Annotated in this window: 17 protein-coding genes; 2 read left to right on the top strand and 15 right to left on the bottom strand. The window is 31.8% G+C overall.

Annotated elements, in window-relative coordinates; genetic code table 11:
* Window positions 1-70: 70 nt before the first annotated feature.
* From atpG to Q1B05_RS00775, 12 genes are all read right to left on the bottom strand, one after another.
* On the bottom strand, window positions 71-931 hold the full coding sequence (gene atpG / locus Q1B05_RS00830) for an ATP synthase F1 subunit gamma (RefSeq protein WP_299776590.1): 861 nt from the start codon (window positions 929-931) through the stop codon (window positions 71-73).
* 80 nt (window positions 932-1011) lie between these two features.
* Complete coding sequence (gene atpA / locus Q1B05_RS00825) at window positions 1012-2592, bottom strand: F0F1 ATP synthase subunit alpha (RefSeq protein WP_299776589.1); 1581 nt, start codon at window positions 2590-2592, stop codon at window positions 1012-1014.
* Window positions 2593-2647: 55 nt separating this feature from the next.
* The gene (gene atpH, locus Q1B05_RS00820) at window positions 2648-3184 is read right to left on the bottom strand and encodes an ATP synthase F1 subunit delta (protein ID WP_299776588.1); all 537 of its coding nucleotides are present in this window, start codon (window positions 3182-3184) and stop codon (window positions 2648-2650) included.
* Window positions 3185-3189: 5 nt separating this feature from the next.
* Complete coding sequence (locus Q1B05_RS00815) at window positions 3190-3681, bottom strand: F0F1 ATP synthase subunit B (protein ID WP_299776587.1); 492 nt, start codon at window positions 3679-3681, stop codon at window positions 3190-3192.
* Between the two features lie 90 nt (window positions 3682-3771).
* On the bottom strand, window positions 3772-3972 hold the full coding sequence (gene atpE, locus Q1B05_RS00810; RefSeq protein ID WP_299776586.1) for an ATP synthase F0 subunit C: 201 nt from the start codon (window positions 3970-3972) through the stop codon (window positions 3772-3774).
* A gap of 39 nt (window positions 3973-4011) precedes the next feature.
* Window positions 4012-5094: a F0F1 ATP synthase subunit A gene (gene atpB, locus Q1B05_RS00805; protein ID WP_299777455.1), complete on the bottom strand. Its 1083-nt coding sequence runs from the start codon at window positions 5092-5094 to the stop codon at window positions 4012-4014.
* Window positions 5095-5223: 129 nt separating this feature from the next.
* A complete protein-coding gene (locus Q1B05_RS00800) occupies window positions 5224-5613 on the bottom strand; it encodes a DUF6168 family protein (protein WP_299776585.1) in 390 nt (129 codons plus the stop codon).
* A gap of 21 nt (window positions 5614-5634) precedes the next feature.
* Window positions 5635-5853, bottom strand: coding sequence for an AtpZ/AtpI family protein (locus Q1B05_RS00795; protein WP_299776584.1), 219 nt, complete (start codon window positions 5851-5853; stop codon window positions 5635-5637).
* Complete coding sequence (locus tag Q1B05_RS00790; protein ID WP_299776583.1) at window positions 5825-6232, bottom strand: polymer-forming cytoskeletal protein; 408 nt, start codon at window positions 6230-6232, stop codon at window positions 5825-5827. The genes Q1B05_RS00795 and Q1B05_RS00790 overlap by 29 nt, the downstream gene beginning before the upstream one ends.
* Window positions 6233-6251: 19 nt before the next feature.
* A complete protein-coding gene (locus tag Q1B05_RS00785) occupies window positions 6252-8717 on the bottom strand; it encodes a hypothetical protein (RefSeq protein WP_299776582.1) in 2466 nt (821 codons plus the stop codon).
* A gap of 211 nt (window positions 8718-8928) precedes the next feature.
* Window positions 8929-9636: an ABC transporter ATP-binding protein gene (locus Q1B05_RS00780; RefSeq protein WP_299776581.1), complete on the bottom strand. Its 708-nt coding sequence runs from the start codon at window positions 9634-9636 to the stop codon at window positions 8929-8931.
* Between the two features lie 11 nt (window positions 9637-9647).
* Window positions 9648-11114, bottom strand: a complete 1467-nt coding sequence (locus Q1B05_RS00775; RefSeq protein WP_299776580.1) for a DUF5687 family protein — start codon at window positions 11112-11114, stop codon at window positions 9648-9650.
* A gap of 109 nt (window positions 11115-11223) precedes the next feature.
* On the opposite strand from Q1B05_RS00775, the gene Q1B05_RS00770 reads away from it, so the two are divergent.
* Window positions 11224-12282 carry a ferredoxin--NADP reductase gene (locus Q1B05_RS00770; protein ID WP_299776579.1) on the top strand — a complete coding sequence of 353 codons (1059 nt, stop codon included), beginning with the start codon at window positions 11224-11226 and terminating at the stop codon, window positions 12280-12282.
* On the opposite strand, the gene Q1B05_RS00765 is transcribed toward Q1B05_RS00770, so the two are convergent.
* Together Q1B05_RS00765 and Q1B05_RS00760 are read right to left on the bottom strand one after the other, a co-directional pair.
* Window positions 12279-13298, bottom strand: a complete 1020-nt coding sequence (locus Q1B05_RS00765; protein ID WP_366944325.1) for a glycosyltransferase family 9 protein — start codon at window positions 13296-13298, stop codon at window positions 12279-12281. The genes Q1B05_RS00770 and Q1B05_RS00765 overlap by 4 nt on opposite strands.
* The gene (locus Q1B05_RS00760; protein WP_299776578.1) at window positions 13299-13907 is read right to left on the bottom strand and encodes a DUF4254 domain-containing protein; all 609 of its coding nucleotides are present in this window, start codon (window positions 13905-13907) and stop codon (window positions 13299-13301) included.
* Window positions 13908-14064: 157 nt separating this feature from the next.
* Here Q1B05_RS00760 and upp point away from each other — a divergent pair, with 157 nt between their 5' ends.
* Window positions 14065-14724, top strand: coding sequence for a uracil phosphoribosyltransferase (upp, locus tag Q1B05_RS00755; protein WP_299776577.1), 660 nt, complete (start codon window positions 14065-14067; stop codon window positions 14722-14724).
* On the opposite strand, the gene Q1B05_RS00750 is transcribed toward upp, so the two are convergent.
* Window positions 14713-15636: a DUF6427 family protein gene (locus tag Q1B05_RS00750; RefSeq protein ID WP_299776576.1), complete on the bottom strand. Its 924-nt coding sequence runs from the start codon at window positions 15634-15636 to the stop codon at window positions 14713-14715. The genes upp and Q1B05_RS00750 overlap by 12 nt on opposite strands.
* Window positions 15637-15643: the final 7 nt, after the last annotated feature.

Below are 15643 nucleotides of genomic sequence, written 5' to 3'. Positions count from 1 at the left end.
GTAATGTGACATTAATTATTTAGACTAGAATCTAAAAATTATTATAATTTGCTTAATGTATTAGTATTTACTAATTGTTAAGAGCTTCTGCACCACCAACAATTTCTAAAATTTCATTAGTAATTGAAGCTTGACGTGCTTTGTTATATGTTAATTTTAATTGATCTCTTAATTCTGTTGCATTATCGGTTGCTTTATGCATAGCAGTCATACGTGCACCGTGCTCGCTTGCAAACGAATCTCTAAGACCTTTAAATAATTGATTTTTTAAAGACTTAGGAATCAATTGTTCAATAATTTCTAATTTTGATGGCTCAAAAATATAATCCGTATTTACGTTTCCTTCAACTTTAATAGGCAAAATTGGCAAAAACTGTTCTGTTGTTATAATTTGAGTTGCTGCATTTTTAAATTGATTATAAACAATATCAATCTGATCAAAATCACCATCAACAAATTGCTTCATTAAAGATTCAGCTATCTCAGCTACATTTTCAAAAGATAAATCATCGAAAATATCACTTCTATTTTCTATAATTTTATTGGTTTTCTTAAATGCATCATTTGCCTTTTTACCAACAACAAGATAAGATATGTCTTTACCAGCATATTTTGTATTAGCCAGATTATTTACCTCTTTAATGATGTTAGAGTTAAACGCACCACACAAACCTCTATTTGAAGTTACAGCTATAAGAAGTACTTTATTTACTTCTCGTTGCTCTGAATATTTATTAGATATATCAGAATCTATAGTTGCACTTAACGTTTGTAAAAGTTCGGAAAGCTTGCTTGAATAAGGACGCATAGCAGTAATAGCATCTTGCGCTTTCTTTAACTTTGCAGCCGATACCATTTTCATGGCACTGGTAATTTGCATGGTTGAAGATACCGAAGCTATTCTGTTACGTATTTCTTTTAAATTTGCCATGTTTTATACTAGAATAAAGTATTGAGTATTCAGTAGTGAGATGGTTTAAAACAACCTCACTACTCAATGCTAAAATCTAATTAAGCTTTATATTTTACTGATATTTCTTTTGCTACAGCTGTTAATGTATCTGTAACTTCATCAGTTAATTTTCCTGCTTTTAAAGTGCTTAATACATCTGCATGTTTAGCTTTTAAAAACTCTAGGTAATCATTTTGAAATTCTTTTACTTTATCAACAGGTACGTCTTTCAATAAGTTTTTAGATCCCGCATAAATAATTGCAACTTGATCTTCTACTTTAAACGGATCGTTTTGCGCTTGCTTAAGAATCTCAACGTTACGTTTACCTTTGTTAATTACATTTAAAGTTACAGCATCTAGATCGGAACCAAACTTAGCGAAAGCTTCTAGCTCACGGTATTGTGCTTGATCCAGTTTTAAGGTACCTGATACTTTTTTCATAGATTTAATCTGAGCGTTACCACCAACACGAGATACAGAAATACCTACGTTAATTGCTGGACGAACACCAGAGTTAAATAAATCTCCATCTAAGAAGATTTGTCCATCTGTAATAGAAATTACGTTTGTTGGAATATAAGCAGAAACATCTCCCGCTTGTGTTTCAATAATTGGTAAAGCTGTTAAAGAACCACCACCTTTTACGATTGGCTTTAATGAATCTGGTAAATCGTTCATTTCTTTAGCAATTTCATCGTTATTGATAACTTTTGCAGAACGTTCTAATAAACGAGAGTGTAAGTAAAATACATCTCCAGGATATGCCTCACGTCCTGGTGGACGTCTTAATAATAAAGATACCTCACGGTAAGCAACGGCTTGTTTTGATAAATCATCAAATACAATTAAAGCTGGTCTACCAGTATCTCTAAAATATTCTCCAATAGATGCCCCTGTAAACGGTGCATATACTTGCATTGCAGCAGGGTCTGATGCATTTGCAGCTACTATTGTAGTATAAGCTAAAGCTCCTTTTTCTTCAAGAGTTTTAGCAATTAAAGCTACTGTTGAAGCTTTTTGCCCAACAGCAACATATATACAATATACAGGCTCACCTGCATCGTAAAATTCTTTTTGATTTAAAATAGCATCAATACAAACAGCTGTTTTTCCTGTTTGTCTATCTCCAATTACCAACTCACGTTGTCCTCTACCCACTGGGATCATAGCATCAATAGCTTTGATTCCTGTTTGTAATGGTTCGGTTACTGGCTCTCTAAAGATAACACCAGGAGCTTTACGCTCTAAAGGCATTTCGTAAGTTTTACCAGTGATTGGTCCTTTACCATCGATAGGGTTTCCTAAAGTATCTACAACACGACCAACAATACCTTCACCTACATTAATAGATGCGATACGTTCTGTACGTTTTACTGTTGTTCCTTCTTTAACAAATTGTGAAGGTCCTAATAATACTACACCGACGTTATCTTCTTCAAGGTTTAATACAATTCCTTCAAGACCATCTCCGAAATCTACTAACTCACCATATTGTGCATTAGCTAATCCGTAAACACGTGCAATACCATCTCCTACAGTTAATACTGTACCTACTTCATTTAAAGTTGCTCCTGCTTCAAAACCTTGTAGTTGTTGCTTTAGGATTGCTGTTACTTCAGCTGGTTTTACTTCTGCCATTTTATTTAGATATAAGCTCTAATCGAAAATCATTCCGATTAAAAAATTTATAAAATTAATTTAATGAAAATTCTTGTTTTATTTTATTTAGGTTGTTTGCTACACTAGCGTCGTATTGCAAATCTCCTATACGTAATACAAAACCACCTATAATGGTTTCGTCTATTACATTTTTAACTTCAACTGTTTTTCCTGTTAACTCTTTTAGTTTCGCTAAAACTTTAACTTCTAAATCGCTAGTTAATGGTACTACAGTAGTTACTGTTGCTAATTCTGCACCAGATAACTGTTCAAATAATTGATTATATTTTATAGCGACATCTCCTAAGATAGGAAGCCTTCTGTTTGTAATTAAAGTATCTAATAAATTAATAGTTAACGGAGTGATGTTATTAAAAATCTCTAATAACGCCGACTTCTTAACAGCAGATTTTACAACAGGACTCTCTAGCATATCGCTTAAGTCTTTACTGTCTGAAATAGTATTAGCAATTAAAGACATGTCTGTATGTACAGCCTCGGCTGAATTACTACTTTGTGCTAATTCTATAACTGCTTTTGCGTAACGTATTGCTGCTCTTGTTCCTGCCATTATTTCTAGTTTAAAGTAGATTTACCTAATAAAGAGTCAACTAATTCTAATTGTTTGTCTTTATTTGATAATTCACCACGTACCACTTTTTCAGCAATGTCTAAAGATAATTCTGCAACATGATTTTTAAGTTCAATCATTGCCGATTTCTTTTCGCTTTCAATAGCACTTTTTGCAGCCTCAATCATGTTATGAGATTGCTTCTGAGCTTCTTCTTTAGCGTCTGAAATAATTTTATTTCTAATATCTCTAGCATCTTTAAGCATATCTTCTCTTTCTGCACGAGCTTCGTGAAGAATACGTTCGTTATCTGCTTTTAAATTTTGAATTTCTCTGCGAGCTTCCTCTGCAGACATTAGGGCCTTATTAATAGAATCTTCTCTTCCTTTTACGGCTCCTAAAATAGGTTTCCAAGCGAATTTCTTTAATAAGAAAAAGAATATAATAAAAATTGCCGTGGTCCAAAAGACTAAACTTTCTGGTGCTATTAAATTCATAATTTATATAATTATAATAAAGTTGATTTTTGTTGAAAAACATCCTGTAACCAACCGCTACAGGATGTTTAGTTTTTCTTTTTCAAAAAATTATTTTGCGATCAACGCAACTACCACTGCGAAAAGTGCAACACCTTCAATAAGTGCAGCAGCAATAATCATTGCAGTTTGAATTTTTGAAGCAGCTTCTGGTTGACGAGCAATTGCTTCCATTGCAGATCCACCAATTTTTCCAATACCTAAACCTGCAGCAATTGCAGCTAATCCGGCACCGATTCCAGCTAATACCATAGTAATAAATTTATATAGTTAATAATTAAAAAACTCAATTTAATGATGATCCTCGGCTACAGCCTGACCAATAAATAATGCCGATAATAATGTAAACACATAAGCTTGTAAAGCAGCAACTAATAATTCTAGAGCACTCATAAATAGTACAAAAAAACCAGTTACCGGAGCAATTGCAGGTGTTTTAAATATAAAGATTAAAGACACTAAACTTAATATAATAATATGTCCAGCAGTAATGTTTGCAAATAAACGAATCATTAATGCAAATGGTTTTGTTAGCATTCCAATAAATTCAATAGGAACCATAATTGGATACAACGCCTTAGGCACAGGCGGCATTAAAATATGTTTCCAATATGTTTTATTACCGCTTAAAGTTGTAATAATAAAAGTAATCATCGCTAAAACAAACGTAAAGTAAATGTTACCTGTTAAGTTTGAACTAAAAGGAAAGAATGGTATCAAACCAATAAGATTATTAATCCAAATAAAGAAAAAGATGGTTAATAAATATGGCATAAACTTAGCATATTTATGTTCTCCAATATTAGGGATAGCAATATCGTCTCTTACAAAAGTAATAAGTGGTTCCATGAAACCTGCCAAACCTTTTGGTGCTTTATCATTTTTCTTATAAGATTTTGCTACAGCGAAAAACAATAAGAATAAGATAATTGCTGAAAAAATCATTGAGAATACATTTTTCGTAATTGAAAAATCTAAAGGACGCGCATCAAAATTAAAAGCATTCTTAGTATCTGCTGTTAAGGTTGCGTACTTATCTGTGTAATAAATAATTTCGTTATCACGAACAAAAGAATTATCTCCTTTTTCTACCACGTGATGACCGCTATTATCGTGGTGAAATTCTTTTGAAGAAAAAACAGTTAACCCGTTATCTGTCCATAAAATTACTGGTAAATAGAAAGAATATGCCTCGCCATTATAATCAAACATATGGAATTCGTGAGAATCACCAATGTGTCCATTAATTAAATCGCTTGCATTAAACTCAATCTCTTCTTCACCATGTTCGTTGCCGTGTTGGGCGAAGCTAAAAAACGGAAGCACAGCCAAAATGACTGTTACTAAACATTTGATAGATTTTTTTGCTATCATCATACTTTTTTAAATATAATTTACGGTCTCCAAATTTCGGTGCAAAAATACATTTTTAATTAACATTATAAAGTTAATAACTATTTTTTTTACTCTTAAATAACCACTTTTTGAGGAATTGTCAATTTTTTAAGGTTTATTAACTAATAGCTTTACAACGAAAAGTGTCTCAAAAAGCAAGTATATAAAGTAAGGCACAAAAAATGCAATAACATCACTTGCTGGTGTCTCTTTAGAATTTAAAATTAAAGGAAGTAAGAATACAATTGTTGCGAACATTTTAAGAACGCCACAAGCCATAAATGCAAAACCGGTTTTGTCTGAAAAAACGTTATTTACATAAACGACCGAAGTATAAACTATTAAAGTTGCTATAAAATGAAACACATAAATACTCCAAGTTGATAAATAAAATATATGCGAACTTTCTAATTTCTGAATCAGAAATGTTTGCGATACACATAACACTAAAGTTAATGGTACTAATACCATTAAAAAAGAACGTAATTTTTGTTTCATTAAAACATAAAAAATTTAATCTTAATTCTTAAGATTAGTGACTTGTTTAATAATTTGATATATGGCACCAATTACACCAATTAAAGAAAAAATAACCGTATAAGCGCTGTATTGATTTGGAAATTTACCATCCAACTTAATCCCTAAAAACGTCATTACTCCTATAATGGCTATCATCTGAAAAGCCATACCAGAAAATCTGACATAATTATTAAGCTGTTTTTTCTTTGGCTCTATCATTTTTTATAGCTTTCACACCACTTTTCATTACACAAGTTACATCAAAATTTGCGCCAGGGTCTACCGCTAGCTTAGCAACAATAACATCGCCTTCTATATCGGCAGTAGATTTTAGAGTTAATGTACCTGACAATTCTAATTTACCAGAAAATTTACCTTCAAAATAAGCATCTGTCCCTTCTAAAGTTCCATTAATAAATCCGGTTTTTCCAACCACAACTTTTCCTGGTGTTTTTAAATTTCCTTCAACAATGCCATCTATTCTAAATCCGCCCTCACTACTTAAATCACCTACAATTTTGGTGCCTTGAGCAATAATATTTTGATTTCCTGATGAGTCTACACTTTGTTGTTTGTCTTTCTTGCTATCCTTGAACATAGTAATTAATTTGGGGAGTTTATAAATTATTCTGAGTTAAATATATTTCTAAATTTTTATGAATTTGAATTATTTGATAATTATCTGATGATACTACAAAATAAGGTCTTGTAATCTTATTCTTATCTTTCTTTTCAAATAAATCCTTAAAGCCTTCTGCGACGACTAAATTACTAAATCCGTGAACAATAACAAAAGTTGTTGTTGTAGAATAAACATCTTTAGATGATGATAAGTCGTAGTATCTTACTTTTTCGAGTTGTGTATTTAATTTTTTAACAAAAGCTTCAATGTCTTTATCTGATGTGTTTTCGAATTGATATACAACTTTAAAACGCGATCCATAATCATATTCATAAAACTCAGAATTTGCTAAATTAGGTAATACGTTTCTTATTAACTCTTCAGCCCTTTGCCCTTCTGGAAGATTCGGGTAAGACAAAGCAACCTGGTTTAAAGCCTCTCTATAAGCTTCAAAACCATACAACCTACCTATAGCCGTAGCTTTTAATAAATCGAATTTCGCAACAATATCATCTCCTTCAAAATCATGGATATTAACTTCACAAAGCGAAATAACTTCTGCATATTGCTGCGCATTGAATACTTTATGAACCTTCTGGTACATGCTTTCTGGACTGTTTAAATCTTCAGCAACAGCTTGATCTGGATTACGCAATATTTCGGCATAACGCGAATCTGGATGATTTGTTAAGATATCTGTTTTTATAATTTCGGCTTCGCCCATTTGCCCCAGTAATTCATAATCTTTATATAAATTATATTTAGCAGGAACAATTAATCGATCTTCTGGGTTACTTTTTAATAAATCCTGTAGTTTATTTTTAGATAAGTTGTAGTCGCTAAATTTTTCTTTATAAATAACTCCTAATTGAAAGTAAGCATAATTACGTTCTTTAACAATGCTGTCTATTACTTTTGTGTCTGAAGGAATTTGATCTAAATAAAATTGTGGTTTATAAATATCTGCACTTAAATCTAATCCTTGATCTCGCGATGAGACAACTAGAGCAGACGGTCCAGAAAAATTCATATTAGACCAACGCCAGTTATCTTTATTTTCTCTATCGCCCCAAACTTTAATAAATTCATTTTTACCATAAGCAGCTGTTGTGTTATTGTAAAAATAAAACGTGTTTGCAATTTTATCTGCGGTTTCGCGATCTTGAAACGACGATCCTTTAGTATTTACATTAAACCCTGAATTAGAACTTAACATTTCTTGAGCTCTAGCTTCCGCTTCTTGACGCTCGTATTCTAACTCGGCTTTAGTTTTTAATTCATTTGTATAGGTTTCAAAAAACACCAATCGGTCTGCTTCTGGTAAATTTACCAAATGAATAACACTATCGTTTACTTTCGAAATGTCTTCATAATAAATAACATCGTCTAAATTATCACGTTCACGCTTAACCGTTCTATACTTTTTAGAATTGAGTTTAAGATTTGTTAGCGTACTATCAAAATAAGCGCCTGCAGTTTTATATTCGGCATCATTAAAGCTTAAATCGCCCAGAATTTTATAATTTCGAGCATTTAATTCTTGATCGTCTCGACGTGTTCTTAATGATTTATTGTAATACGCAATACCTAAAGAATCGCTATTGGTTGCCAAATAATACTCCCCTACTTGATGATAAATACGACCTAAATACGGACGGTTTTCACGATCTTCTTCGAGTTTAGCTAAGGTTTCAGAAAATGCTAGTTTATCTCCATTTTCGTAATCAAAATTCTTAGCCTTTTCAACATAAGCCCCTATATAATAATCTCTAGGGATTTTACGATGCATTTTTATTACGCGATCGAACGTAATATTTGCACTATCCTTATACCCTAAAGTATTATATAATTGTCCTTTTATAAACAAAAACCGCCCGCGTTCTTCTTGTTTTAAAGTAGATTCTGCTGCAATTTCTAAATATGCTATTGCCGTATCTACAACCTTAATATTAAGATAAGCTTGTGCCAATGTAGAGGTTGCATCTGATAATTCTTGACCTTTTAAATGTTCTAATTTTAGTAAGCGCTTTAAGTTTTTAATAGCCAACTCATCGTTATCTAAACGCATATTGGTTTTTTCTCGCCATACGCGAGCCACATTAATTTTATCGCTTAACGGATATTTGTAAAGAATATAATTAAAAGCTTCTAAAGCTGGTACAAATCGCTGATCGAAATACCTAGCCTTTCCAAGCAACAAATAAGCTTCGTCCATTTTTGGGTTTTTCTCTTTCCCTTTAATGTTCATAGAATGTTTTTGTATGGCTTTTACCGCTTTTTCTTCTGCTCTTGAAAAAGTCTCGTTTTTAGATTGTCCAGGAAGCATAGCATCCTCTGTAAAATCTAAACGTTCTAACTGAAGTACATTCCAATAATCGTCATGATATTCTTCATTAAGGCGATCACGACCTTCTTCTAAGATAATGTTACCATTATAAAGTATATTATATTCTGTGGCCATTGCATGGAAATTTCTACTTATAAATTTGTCCTTTTTTCGAGAACAGTTTACGAGTAGAAATGTAGAAACACATGCTATAAAAATAACCTTAAAAGATGTTTTCAACGTTGGGGTATTTAATCAAATAAATAACTATAAACTCTTGCTATTATTATGCAAAGCGGTAAAAATAAGCATCTTTTTCGATTAACCTATAAAAATAGAATGACATTTAGATTTCTAAAGAGCCTGCAAAATAAGATTCTAATTCCTTAAGTGTTTCGCCACTAGTTGCAATATCTTTTATAATTTCACCCTTTTCTAACACTACAATACGTTCGCAAACATCTGTAACATGCATTAAATCGTGACTAGACACAAGTACGGTAACACCTTTTTGTTCGGCCAAATCTTTTATAATATTTTTGAGTCTGATTTGCGTAGTAGGATCTAAATTAGCAAATGGCTCGTCTAAAATAATAACTTCTGGATTTCCGATAAGCGCTGCAACAATTCCCGCTTTTTTCTGATTTCCTTTACTTAAATCTCTTAAATACTTTTTTTGCTTTAAAATTTCGCCATGGAAGAAATCTTCGAACTGATTTACAAGTGCATCAACATCGGCTTTATTCTGACCACGTAATTCACCAATAAAATAAAAATATTCTTCGGCAGTTAGGTAGCCAATTAAAAAACTTTCGTCTATAAAAGAAGATGTAAACGACTTCCAGTCTTCACTTAAATTAACCTGAATATTATTACTTTTAATATCACCAGTTGTGGGCTGAATTAAATCGAGTAACAAGCTAAAATACGTGGTTTTTCCAGCACCATTGTTCCCTACTAAACCAAAACTTTGCCCTTTAGGGATCTCTAAATGCGCTATGTTTAAAACTTGTTTTCCGTTATATTTTTTTGAAAGATTTGTTGTCGTTATCATGTTATACTATTTTAGTTGTCTTGATCGAAAGCAGCGATCATTTTATATTTTGAATTTAAATATTTATTGGTTATAAATTTCATTAGTTTTTCATGTAAAATTATCCCTAGCACACCTAAAAATATTAAAACAGAGATACCTATTTCGAAACTAAATAACCATTTAGCAATTCCAAAAATACCCATAGGTAACACAATTAATGGCAACCCAATAATCCATTGTACCGCACCTGTACCTTGAAAATTAAAAGCCGCTCTTTGATTTAAATCTATTTTTTTACGATTAAAAGATCCTCCCAAAAGAATAACATAAGTATTTACACCAATATTGTAAATAGCTGCCGCAAAATGCGCCAGTAAAATTTTCCATCCAAAATACACGTAAGGAATACTTAATACAAATAAAATAATAACACTTAGCGTCATTAAGGTATACTTCGATTTTAAATATTGTTTATACCTTATGTTTTGGCTCATTAACATTTTGTAATACCCACTATCCCAAGCCGGGATAAATTGCCCAAAATTGATAAGAAAAATTCCAGTTATAATTATACCTCCGAAAGCATACATAGCCCCCAAAGGATTCGGATAAATAAACACCCCATACGACAATCCTAAAAACAACATCCAAACAGAAGATTTTGGTCTTTTATTTCGCCAAAGTAATTTTAAGTCTAATTGCATAAAAGGTGCAATATCTCCAAACTTCTTGGTCCACTCTAAATTAGAAGCATAAACTTCCTGTGTTTTTGTTTTTAACGAGCTATCTAAAAAAAGTTTGTCTCGAAGAATTTTAAAATTGAATAAGTATAACCCAACCAAAATTAAAATAGGAATAATTAAAAATAACGGATTGTTAGCAATAGATTGAATTCCGGCAGCTAATAGTTCTGAAATATTAATTATTCCGAAATGATTTAATGCAAAAAGACCTCCTGCGATAAGTATAATTGGTAAAAATGATAATTCTGTTTTAGAAGACAGGCTTTCTATAATAAAATTTAGGTAGTTATTTATAAGTGTAAATATTACAATAGTTAGCATCCAGACCAAAACCATTGAAACATTATACTCTTTAGAAATAAGCGTTACACCAAACGGAACTATTGCAAATAATGGCAAAAAATTAAAAAAGGATAAAGCCGATTTTCCCAACACAAAATTCACCACTTTTTTCCGTTTTATAGGTAATGTAAGTAAAGGTTTTACACTCATTACCGGTAATTTTTGAAAGAAAAAACGAATGACTAAGTCTCCTAAAATCCAATAGAAAATAAAGCTATTAAACATTACAAAAGGATCGCTTTCTGGAAATATCTTTTTAAGCATCGGAAACATGCCTACACCTAATGCTAAGAATATGATAATAAAATACAAGGCGAAAAAGCCCATCAATATTTTTAGTCCTAAGCTTTTACCAAAGCTTGCAGACCTGGTAAATTGTTTCCATTCCAGGTTTAAAAAATGTGTAATCATGGTTAAGGTTGTTGGTTACTAACTAATAATAAGTAATATTAACATACTTTTTGTTACAAACAAAAGTCTTTTTAAAACTATGTTCTTATTTTTGTAAAAAAGAATATCAATGGCATTTCATAAACTTGCAATACAAAATATAAATAAAGAGACAGAAGCAGCAGTAACTATAAGCTTCGAAGTTCCTTCAAATTTAAAATCAAATTACAGATTTAAAGCGGGACAATACATCACGCTAAAAACTGAAATTAACAATAAAGAAGTACGTAGAGATTACTCTATTTGTGCATCTCCAAAAAGCGGCGAATTAATTGTTGCCATAAAAGCTGTTGAAGATGGTTTATTCTCTAAATACGCTAATACAACCTTAAAAAAAGGTGATATTTTAGAAGTTGCAGAACCTAACGGACGTTTTGTATTTGAACCAGACCCTTCAAAAACAAGAACTATTGCTGCTTTTGCTGCCGGTAGCGGTATTACGCCTATTATGAGTATTGCTAAAACCATTTTAGAAGAAGAGCCTAACAGTCATTTTATTCTTATTTACGGGAATAAGACACCAAAAGAGACTATCTTTTTTGAAGAATTAATAGCACTACATCACGAATATACAGATCGTTTTTCTATACAAATGGTATTTAGCCAGACACAAGAAGACGATGCTATGTTTGGTCGTATTGAAAAAAGCACAGTGAATTTCCTTCTAAAAAACACTTACAAACACAAAACCATAGATACTTATTATTTATGTGGTCCTGAAGGAATGATTACCACAACAAAAGATGTTTTGAAAGATTTTGGTGTTGCTGAAGCAAACATACATTTCGAATTATTTTCGGTTCCTGTTGCAGCAGAATCAAAAACAAATACTGCAGCCGTTAAAGATGGATCTACCGCAATAAAAATTATTGTAGACGACGAAGAAATTGAATTCGTTATGTCACAGAAACAAACTATTCTTGAAGCTGCACTTGCTAAGCAAATAGACGCACCTTATTCTTGCCAAGGCGGAATTTGTAGTAGTTGTATTGCTCGTGTTACAGAAGGTTCTGCTACCATGAAACAAAACAATATTTTAACAGAAAATGAATTGGCAGAAGGGTTAGTGTTAACATGTCAAGCTTGTCCAACAACAGCAACTATAGTTGTAGATTACGACGACGTTTAAATCACCGATATAATTTTATTTACAATGGTTTCTGGAGCAATTGTTCCAGAAGCCTTTTCATAACCTTCAGGAAATTTATTTCCGTAGATTGAACACGGAATTAAAGGAAATTCTTCTCTATTTGCTGTTAATGCAAAATCATCTGGTTGATTAAATGGTGCAAAGCCAGCAAACGGGTGCGTAACACCCCAAATTGTAATTACTTTTCTACCTAACATGGCTGCCATATGCCCATTACCAGAATCCATAGACAACATAACTTCTAAGTTAGAAATAATGTCTAACTCTTCATTAAAATTTAATTGTCCCGCCAAGTTAACGACATTGTTAAATTTAGATTGAAACCCATTTAAAATTTCAACCTCCTTAGCGCCACCACCAAATAAAAATAGTTTATAATCTTTAGAAAGCGTCTCAATCACGGTCTCCATTTGATTGATAGGGTACATTTTACTATCGTGAGCAGCAAAAGGAGCAATCCCAATCCATTTCATATCATGATCTCCTATAATAGCTTCTAATTTTTTAGATAAAACAATCGGCTTTGGAAATGTAGGATGAGACAAATTAACAGGAAAACCTAACTTTTTAAACACCTCTGCATAACGCTCAACCGTAGTTGGTAATTGCTTAAAAACAGCTCCATTAATTAACGCTTTCTTTTCACTTCTACCTTTATCTATTTGAACAAAAGGAGTTCCTAAAAAAAAGATTTTCAAAATTTTAGAACGCAGTACATTATGAATATCTGCTACAGCATTAATATTTAATTTTTTAAGCGTTTTAGATAGCTTATACAGTCCGAAAACACCTTTATGTTCTCCTTTTAAATCTGCTCCATAAACAGATACCTGATTTAAATCTCTAAAAAAGGGCTTAAAAAACGGACGAGTTAAAATTGTAATTTTTAAATTAGGATATTGCAATGTAAGCGCCCTTAAAACAGGTACAGACATAGCAACGTCCCCCATTGCCGAGAGACGTATAACTAATATATGTTGTATGTGTTTTGCCACTTATTTTTGAGAACGTAACACAGGATTAAGTTCCTCGTCGTTATACATTTTCATTTGTTTGTACACTTTCATGTATTTATCTCCAGAAGCAATATCGCTTAATAACGTATCTATCGCTGTCGACAAATCTACACGTTGTTCTAAAAGAATGTCTAATTTGGTCTGACATGCTTTTTTATGAGAATCTGAAGCATCTTCTCGTGTTGCCTCTTCTTCCATATGGTATACTTTTAAAGCAAGGATAGATAATCTGTCTACTCCCCAAGCAGGGCTTTCTGTATTAATAGTTGCATCTGCTTTAGGCGTAACATCTTTATTTTGCTCCAAAAAATAACTATCAATATACTCCACCATATCTGTACGATCTTGGTTAGAAGCATCAATTTTGCGTTTCAATGTTAAAGCAGCAACAGGATCTATTTGTGGATCACGAATAATATCTTCATAATGCCATTGTACCGTATCTATCCAACATTTTCTATATAATAAATGTGCTAATAAATCGTCTTCCTCACTATATGGATTTGAAAATTCCTGATCTACAGTATTTATAACGTGATACGTATTTATAACCTCCTGAAAGATGGTATTTGCCTTAGTTGTAAACATGATTTTTATTTTAAAGTACAAACCTACATATTTTTTAGCTAAAAGTCTTTAAATGGCTTATAATGTAGGTTCACGTTTCCTTGATTATTAAATATAAATTACAAACGTAAATATACTTCTATTTAATTAACTTTACCAGACACTATAAAAGAGAACCATGCAGATTCATAATTTATCTAAAGAAAACACCATTTTAAATGTATTTATGTCAGAATTACGAGATAAAACTATACAAACCGACAACATGCGTTTTAGACGAAATATTGAACGTATTGGTGAAATTCTAGCTTACGAGCTAAGTAAATCGTTACATTATAAAGAAAAAACAGTTGAAACTCCTTTAGATACTACTGAAATTAATTTACCAGAAAACGACATTGTTATTTGTTCCATTTTACGTGCTGGAATTCCGTTACACAACGGATTATTAAATTATTTTGATGCTGCAGAAAACGCTTTTATTTCAGCATACAGACATCATAAATCTACGCCTGAAAATTTTGAAATTATTGTTGAATATTTGGCATGTCCATCTCTAGAAAACAAGACTTTAATTCTAGCAGATCCAATGTTAGCCACAGGACAATCTATGATTGCAACTTACGAAGCTTTAAAACCTTTTGGAACTCCTAAAGAAGTACATTTAGTTAGTGTTATTGGTGCAGAACAAGGTGTAGAGAATGTGTCAAATCATTTTAATACAGATACCCATTTATGGATTTCTACCATAGACAAAAAACTGAATGAAAAAGGCTATATCGTACCAGGACTTGGTGATGCAGGAGATTTATGTTTCGGACAAAAATTACAACAATAATAGCGCAAAAGGCACAAAAATTAAAAGGCCAAGAAAAACTTCTTTAAACCACTTATCCTGAATAGTTTCTAAATAATTAGTAATTATAACAGCCAAAGGGGCAAATAAAAACAAAAATTCACCGCCTTCTTTTTCTGGAGACAACACCATAATACTAAACGCTATAAGTGCAGCAACTAATATTACTTTATAAGCCGGTTTAAAATCGCTTTTTTTAGATTTAATAGTTCTTATATAAAATAAGGAAGACCACAACCCAAAAGAGACCAACATGGTTACACCTACAATATATTGCATGGTGTTATAGGAATTAAAATCTAAATTAACAGTAGGTAAAATATCAAAAGCTTTAAAAAAATCGTCATAAAGTATTACAGAATACGACACACCTAATACAAAAACAGAAGCTACACCCAGTATTGGAATAATCCATTCTTTTAAATTTGTATTAGAATGAAACAATAAAGCAGCATAAATAAGGATAACAAATAGTATTGACCAGAAATAAAATAAGGCCGCTATGGCTATCCAAAATCCAGCATCGAACAATTTCTTTTTCACATTAAGCTGAGATCGTAAACTTAAAATTCGACGAGAAGCCAATAGAATAAAAAAATTAGAATACACAATATTCTCATTCAACATGGTTTGAGGTAAAGCCATTAAGAATAAAGCATATAATAGTATTTCGTAGCTACTTTTCTGCGTTAATTTGTTTTTACTTACCAAAAAATCTAACACCAAAATAGAACAAAAACTTACACTAAAAATAAAGAAATACTTAATATAATGTTGTGATAAATCTGAACCTACAGCATATTTAGTATGCGCAATAAAAAACGTACCAACTGTAATAGCAAATACAACTAAAAAATTTATTGGTTTAGATTTACTAAAAATACTTGTAATCATTAACTCT

Source organism: uncultured Formosa sp., from assembly GCF_947500765.1.
GTDB lineage: Bacteria > Bacteroidota > Bacteroidia > Flavobacteriales > Flavobacteriaceae > Formosa.
Note: the sequence above shows the minus strand (reverse complement) of the source record. Positions and strands in the feature narration are given on the sequence as shown.

Coding starts and splice junctions, on each gene's coding strand:
- atpG (WP_299776590.1), bottom strand. CDS start 931: ATGGCAAATTTAAAAGAAATACGTAACAGAATAGCTTCGGTATCTTCA.
- atpA (WP_299776589.1), bottom strand. CDS start 2,592: ATGGCAGAAGTAAAACCAGCTGAAGTAACAGCAATCCTAAAGCAACAA.
- atpH (WP_299776588.1), bottom strand. CDS start 3,184: ATGGCAGGAACAAGAGCAGCAATACGTTACGCAAAAGCAGTTATAGAA.
- Q1B05_RS00815 (WP_299776587.1), bottom strand. CDS start 3,681: ATGAATTTAATAGCACCAGAAAGTTTAGTCTTTTGGACCACGGCAATT.
- atpE (WP_299776586.1), bottom strand. CDS start 3,972: ATGGTATTAGCTGGAATCGGTGCCGGATTAGCTGCAATTGCTGCAGGT.
- atpB (WP_299777455.1), bottom strand. CDS start 5,094: ATGATAGCAAAAAAATCTATCAAATGTTTAGTAACAGTCATTTTGGCT.
- Q1B05_RS00800 (WP_299776585.1), bottom strand. CDS start 5,613: ATGAAACAAAAATTACGTTCTTTTTTAATGGTATTAGTACCATTAACT.
- Q1B05_RS00795 (WP_299776584.1), bottom strand. CDS start 5,853: ATGATAGAGCCAAAGAAAAAACAGCTTAATAATTATGTCAGATTTTCT.
- Q1B05_RS00790 (WP_299776583.1), bottom strand. CDS start 6,232: ATGTTCAAGGATAGCAAGAAAGACAAACAACAAAGTGTAGACTCATCA.
- Q1B05_RS00785 (WP_299776582.1), bottom strand. CDS start 8,717: ATGGCCACAGAATATAATATACTTTATAATGGTAACATTATCTTAGAA.
- Q1B05_RS00780 (WP_299776581.1), bottom strand. CDS start 9,636: ATGATAACGACAACAAATCTTTCAAAAAAATATAACGGAAAACAAGTT.
- Q1B05_RS00775 (WP_299776580.1), bottom strand. CDS start 11,114: ATGATTACACATTTTTTAAACCTGGAATGGAAACAATTTACCAGGTCT.
- Q1B05_RS00770 (WP_299776579.1), top strand. CDS start 11,224: ATGGCATTTCATAAACTTGCAATACAAAATATAAATAAAGAGACAGAA.
- Q1B05_RS00760 (WP_299776578.1), bottom strand. CDS start 13,907: ATGTTTACAACTAAGGCAAATACCATCTTTCAGGAGGTTATAAATACG.
- upp (WP_299776577.1), top strand. CDS start 14,065: ATGCAGATTCATAATTTATCTAAAGAAAACACCATTTTAAATGTATTT.
- Q1B05_RS00750 (WP_299776576.1), bottom strand. CDS start 15,636: ATGATTACAAGTATTTTTAGTAAATCTAAACCAATAAATTTTTTAGTT.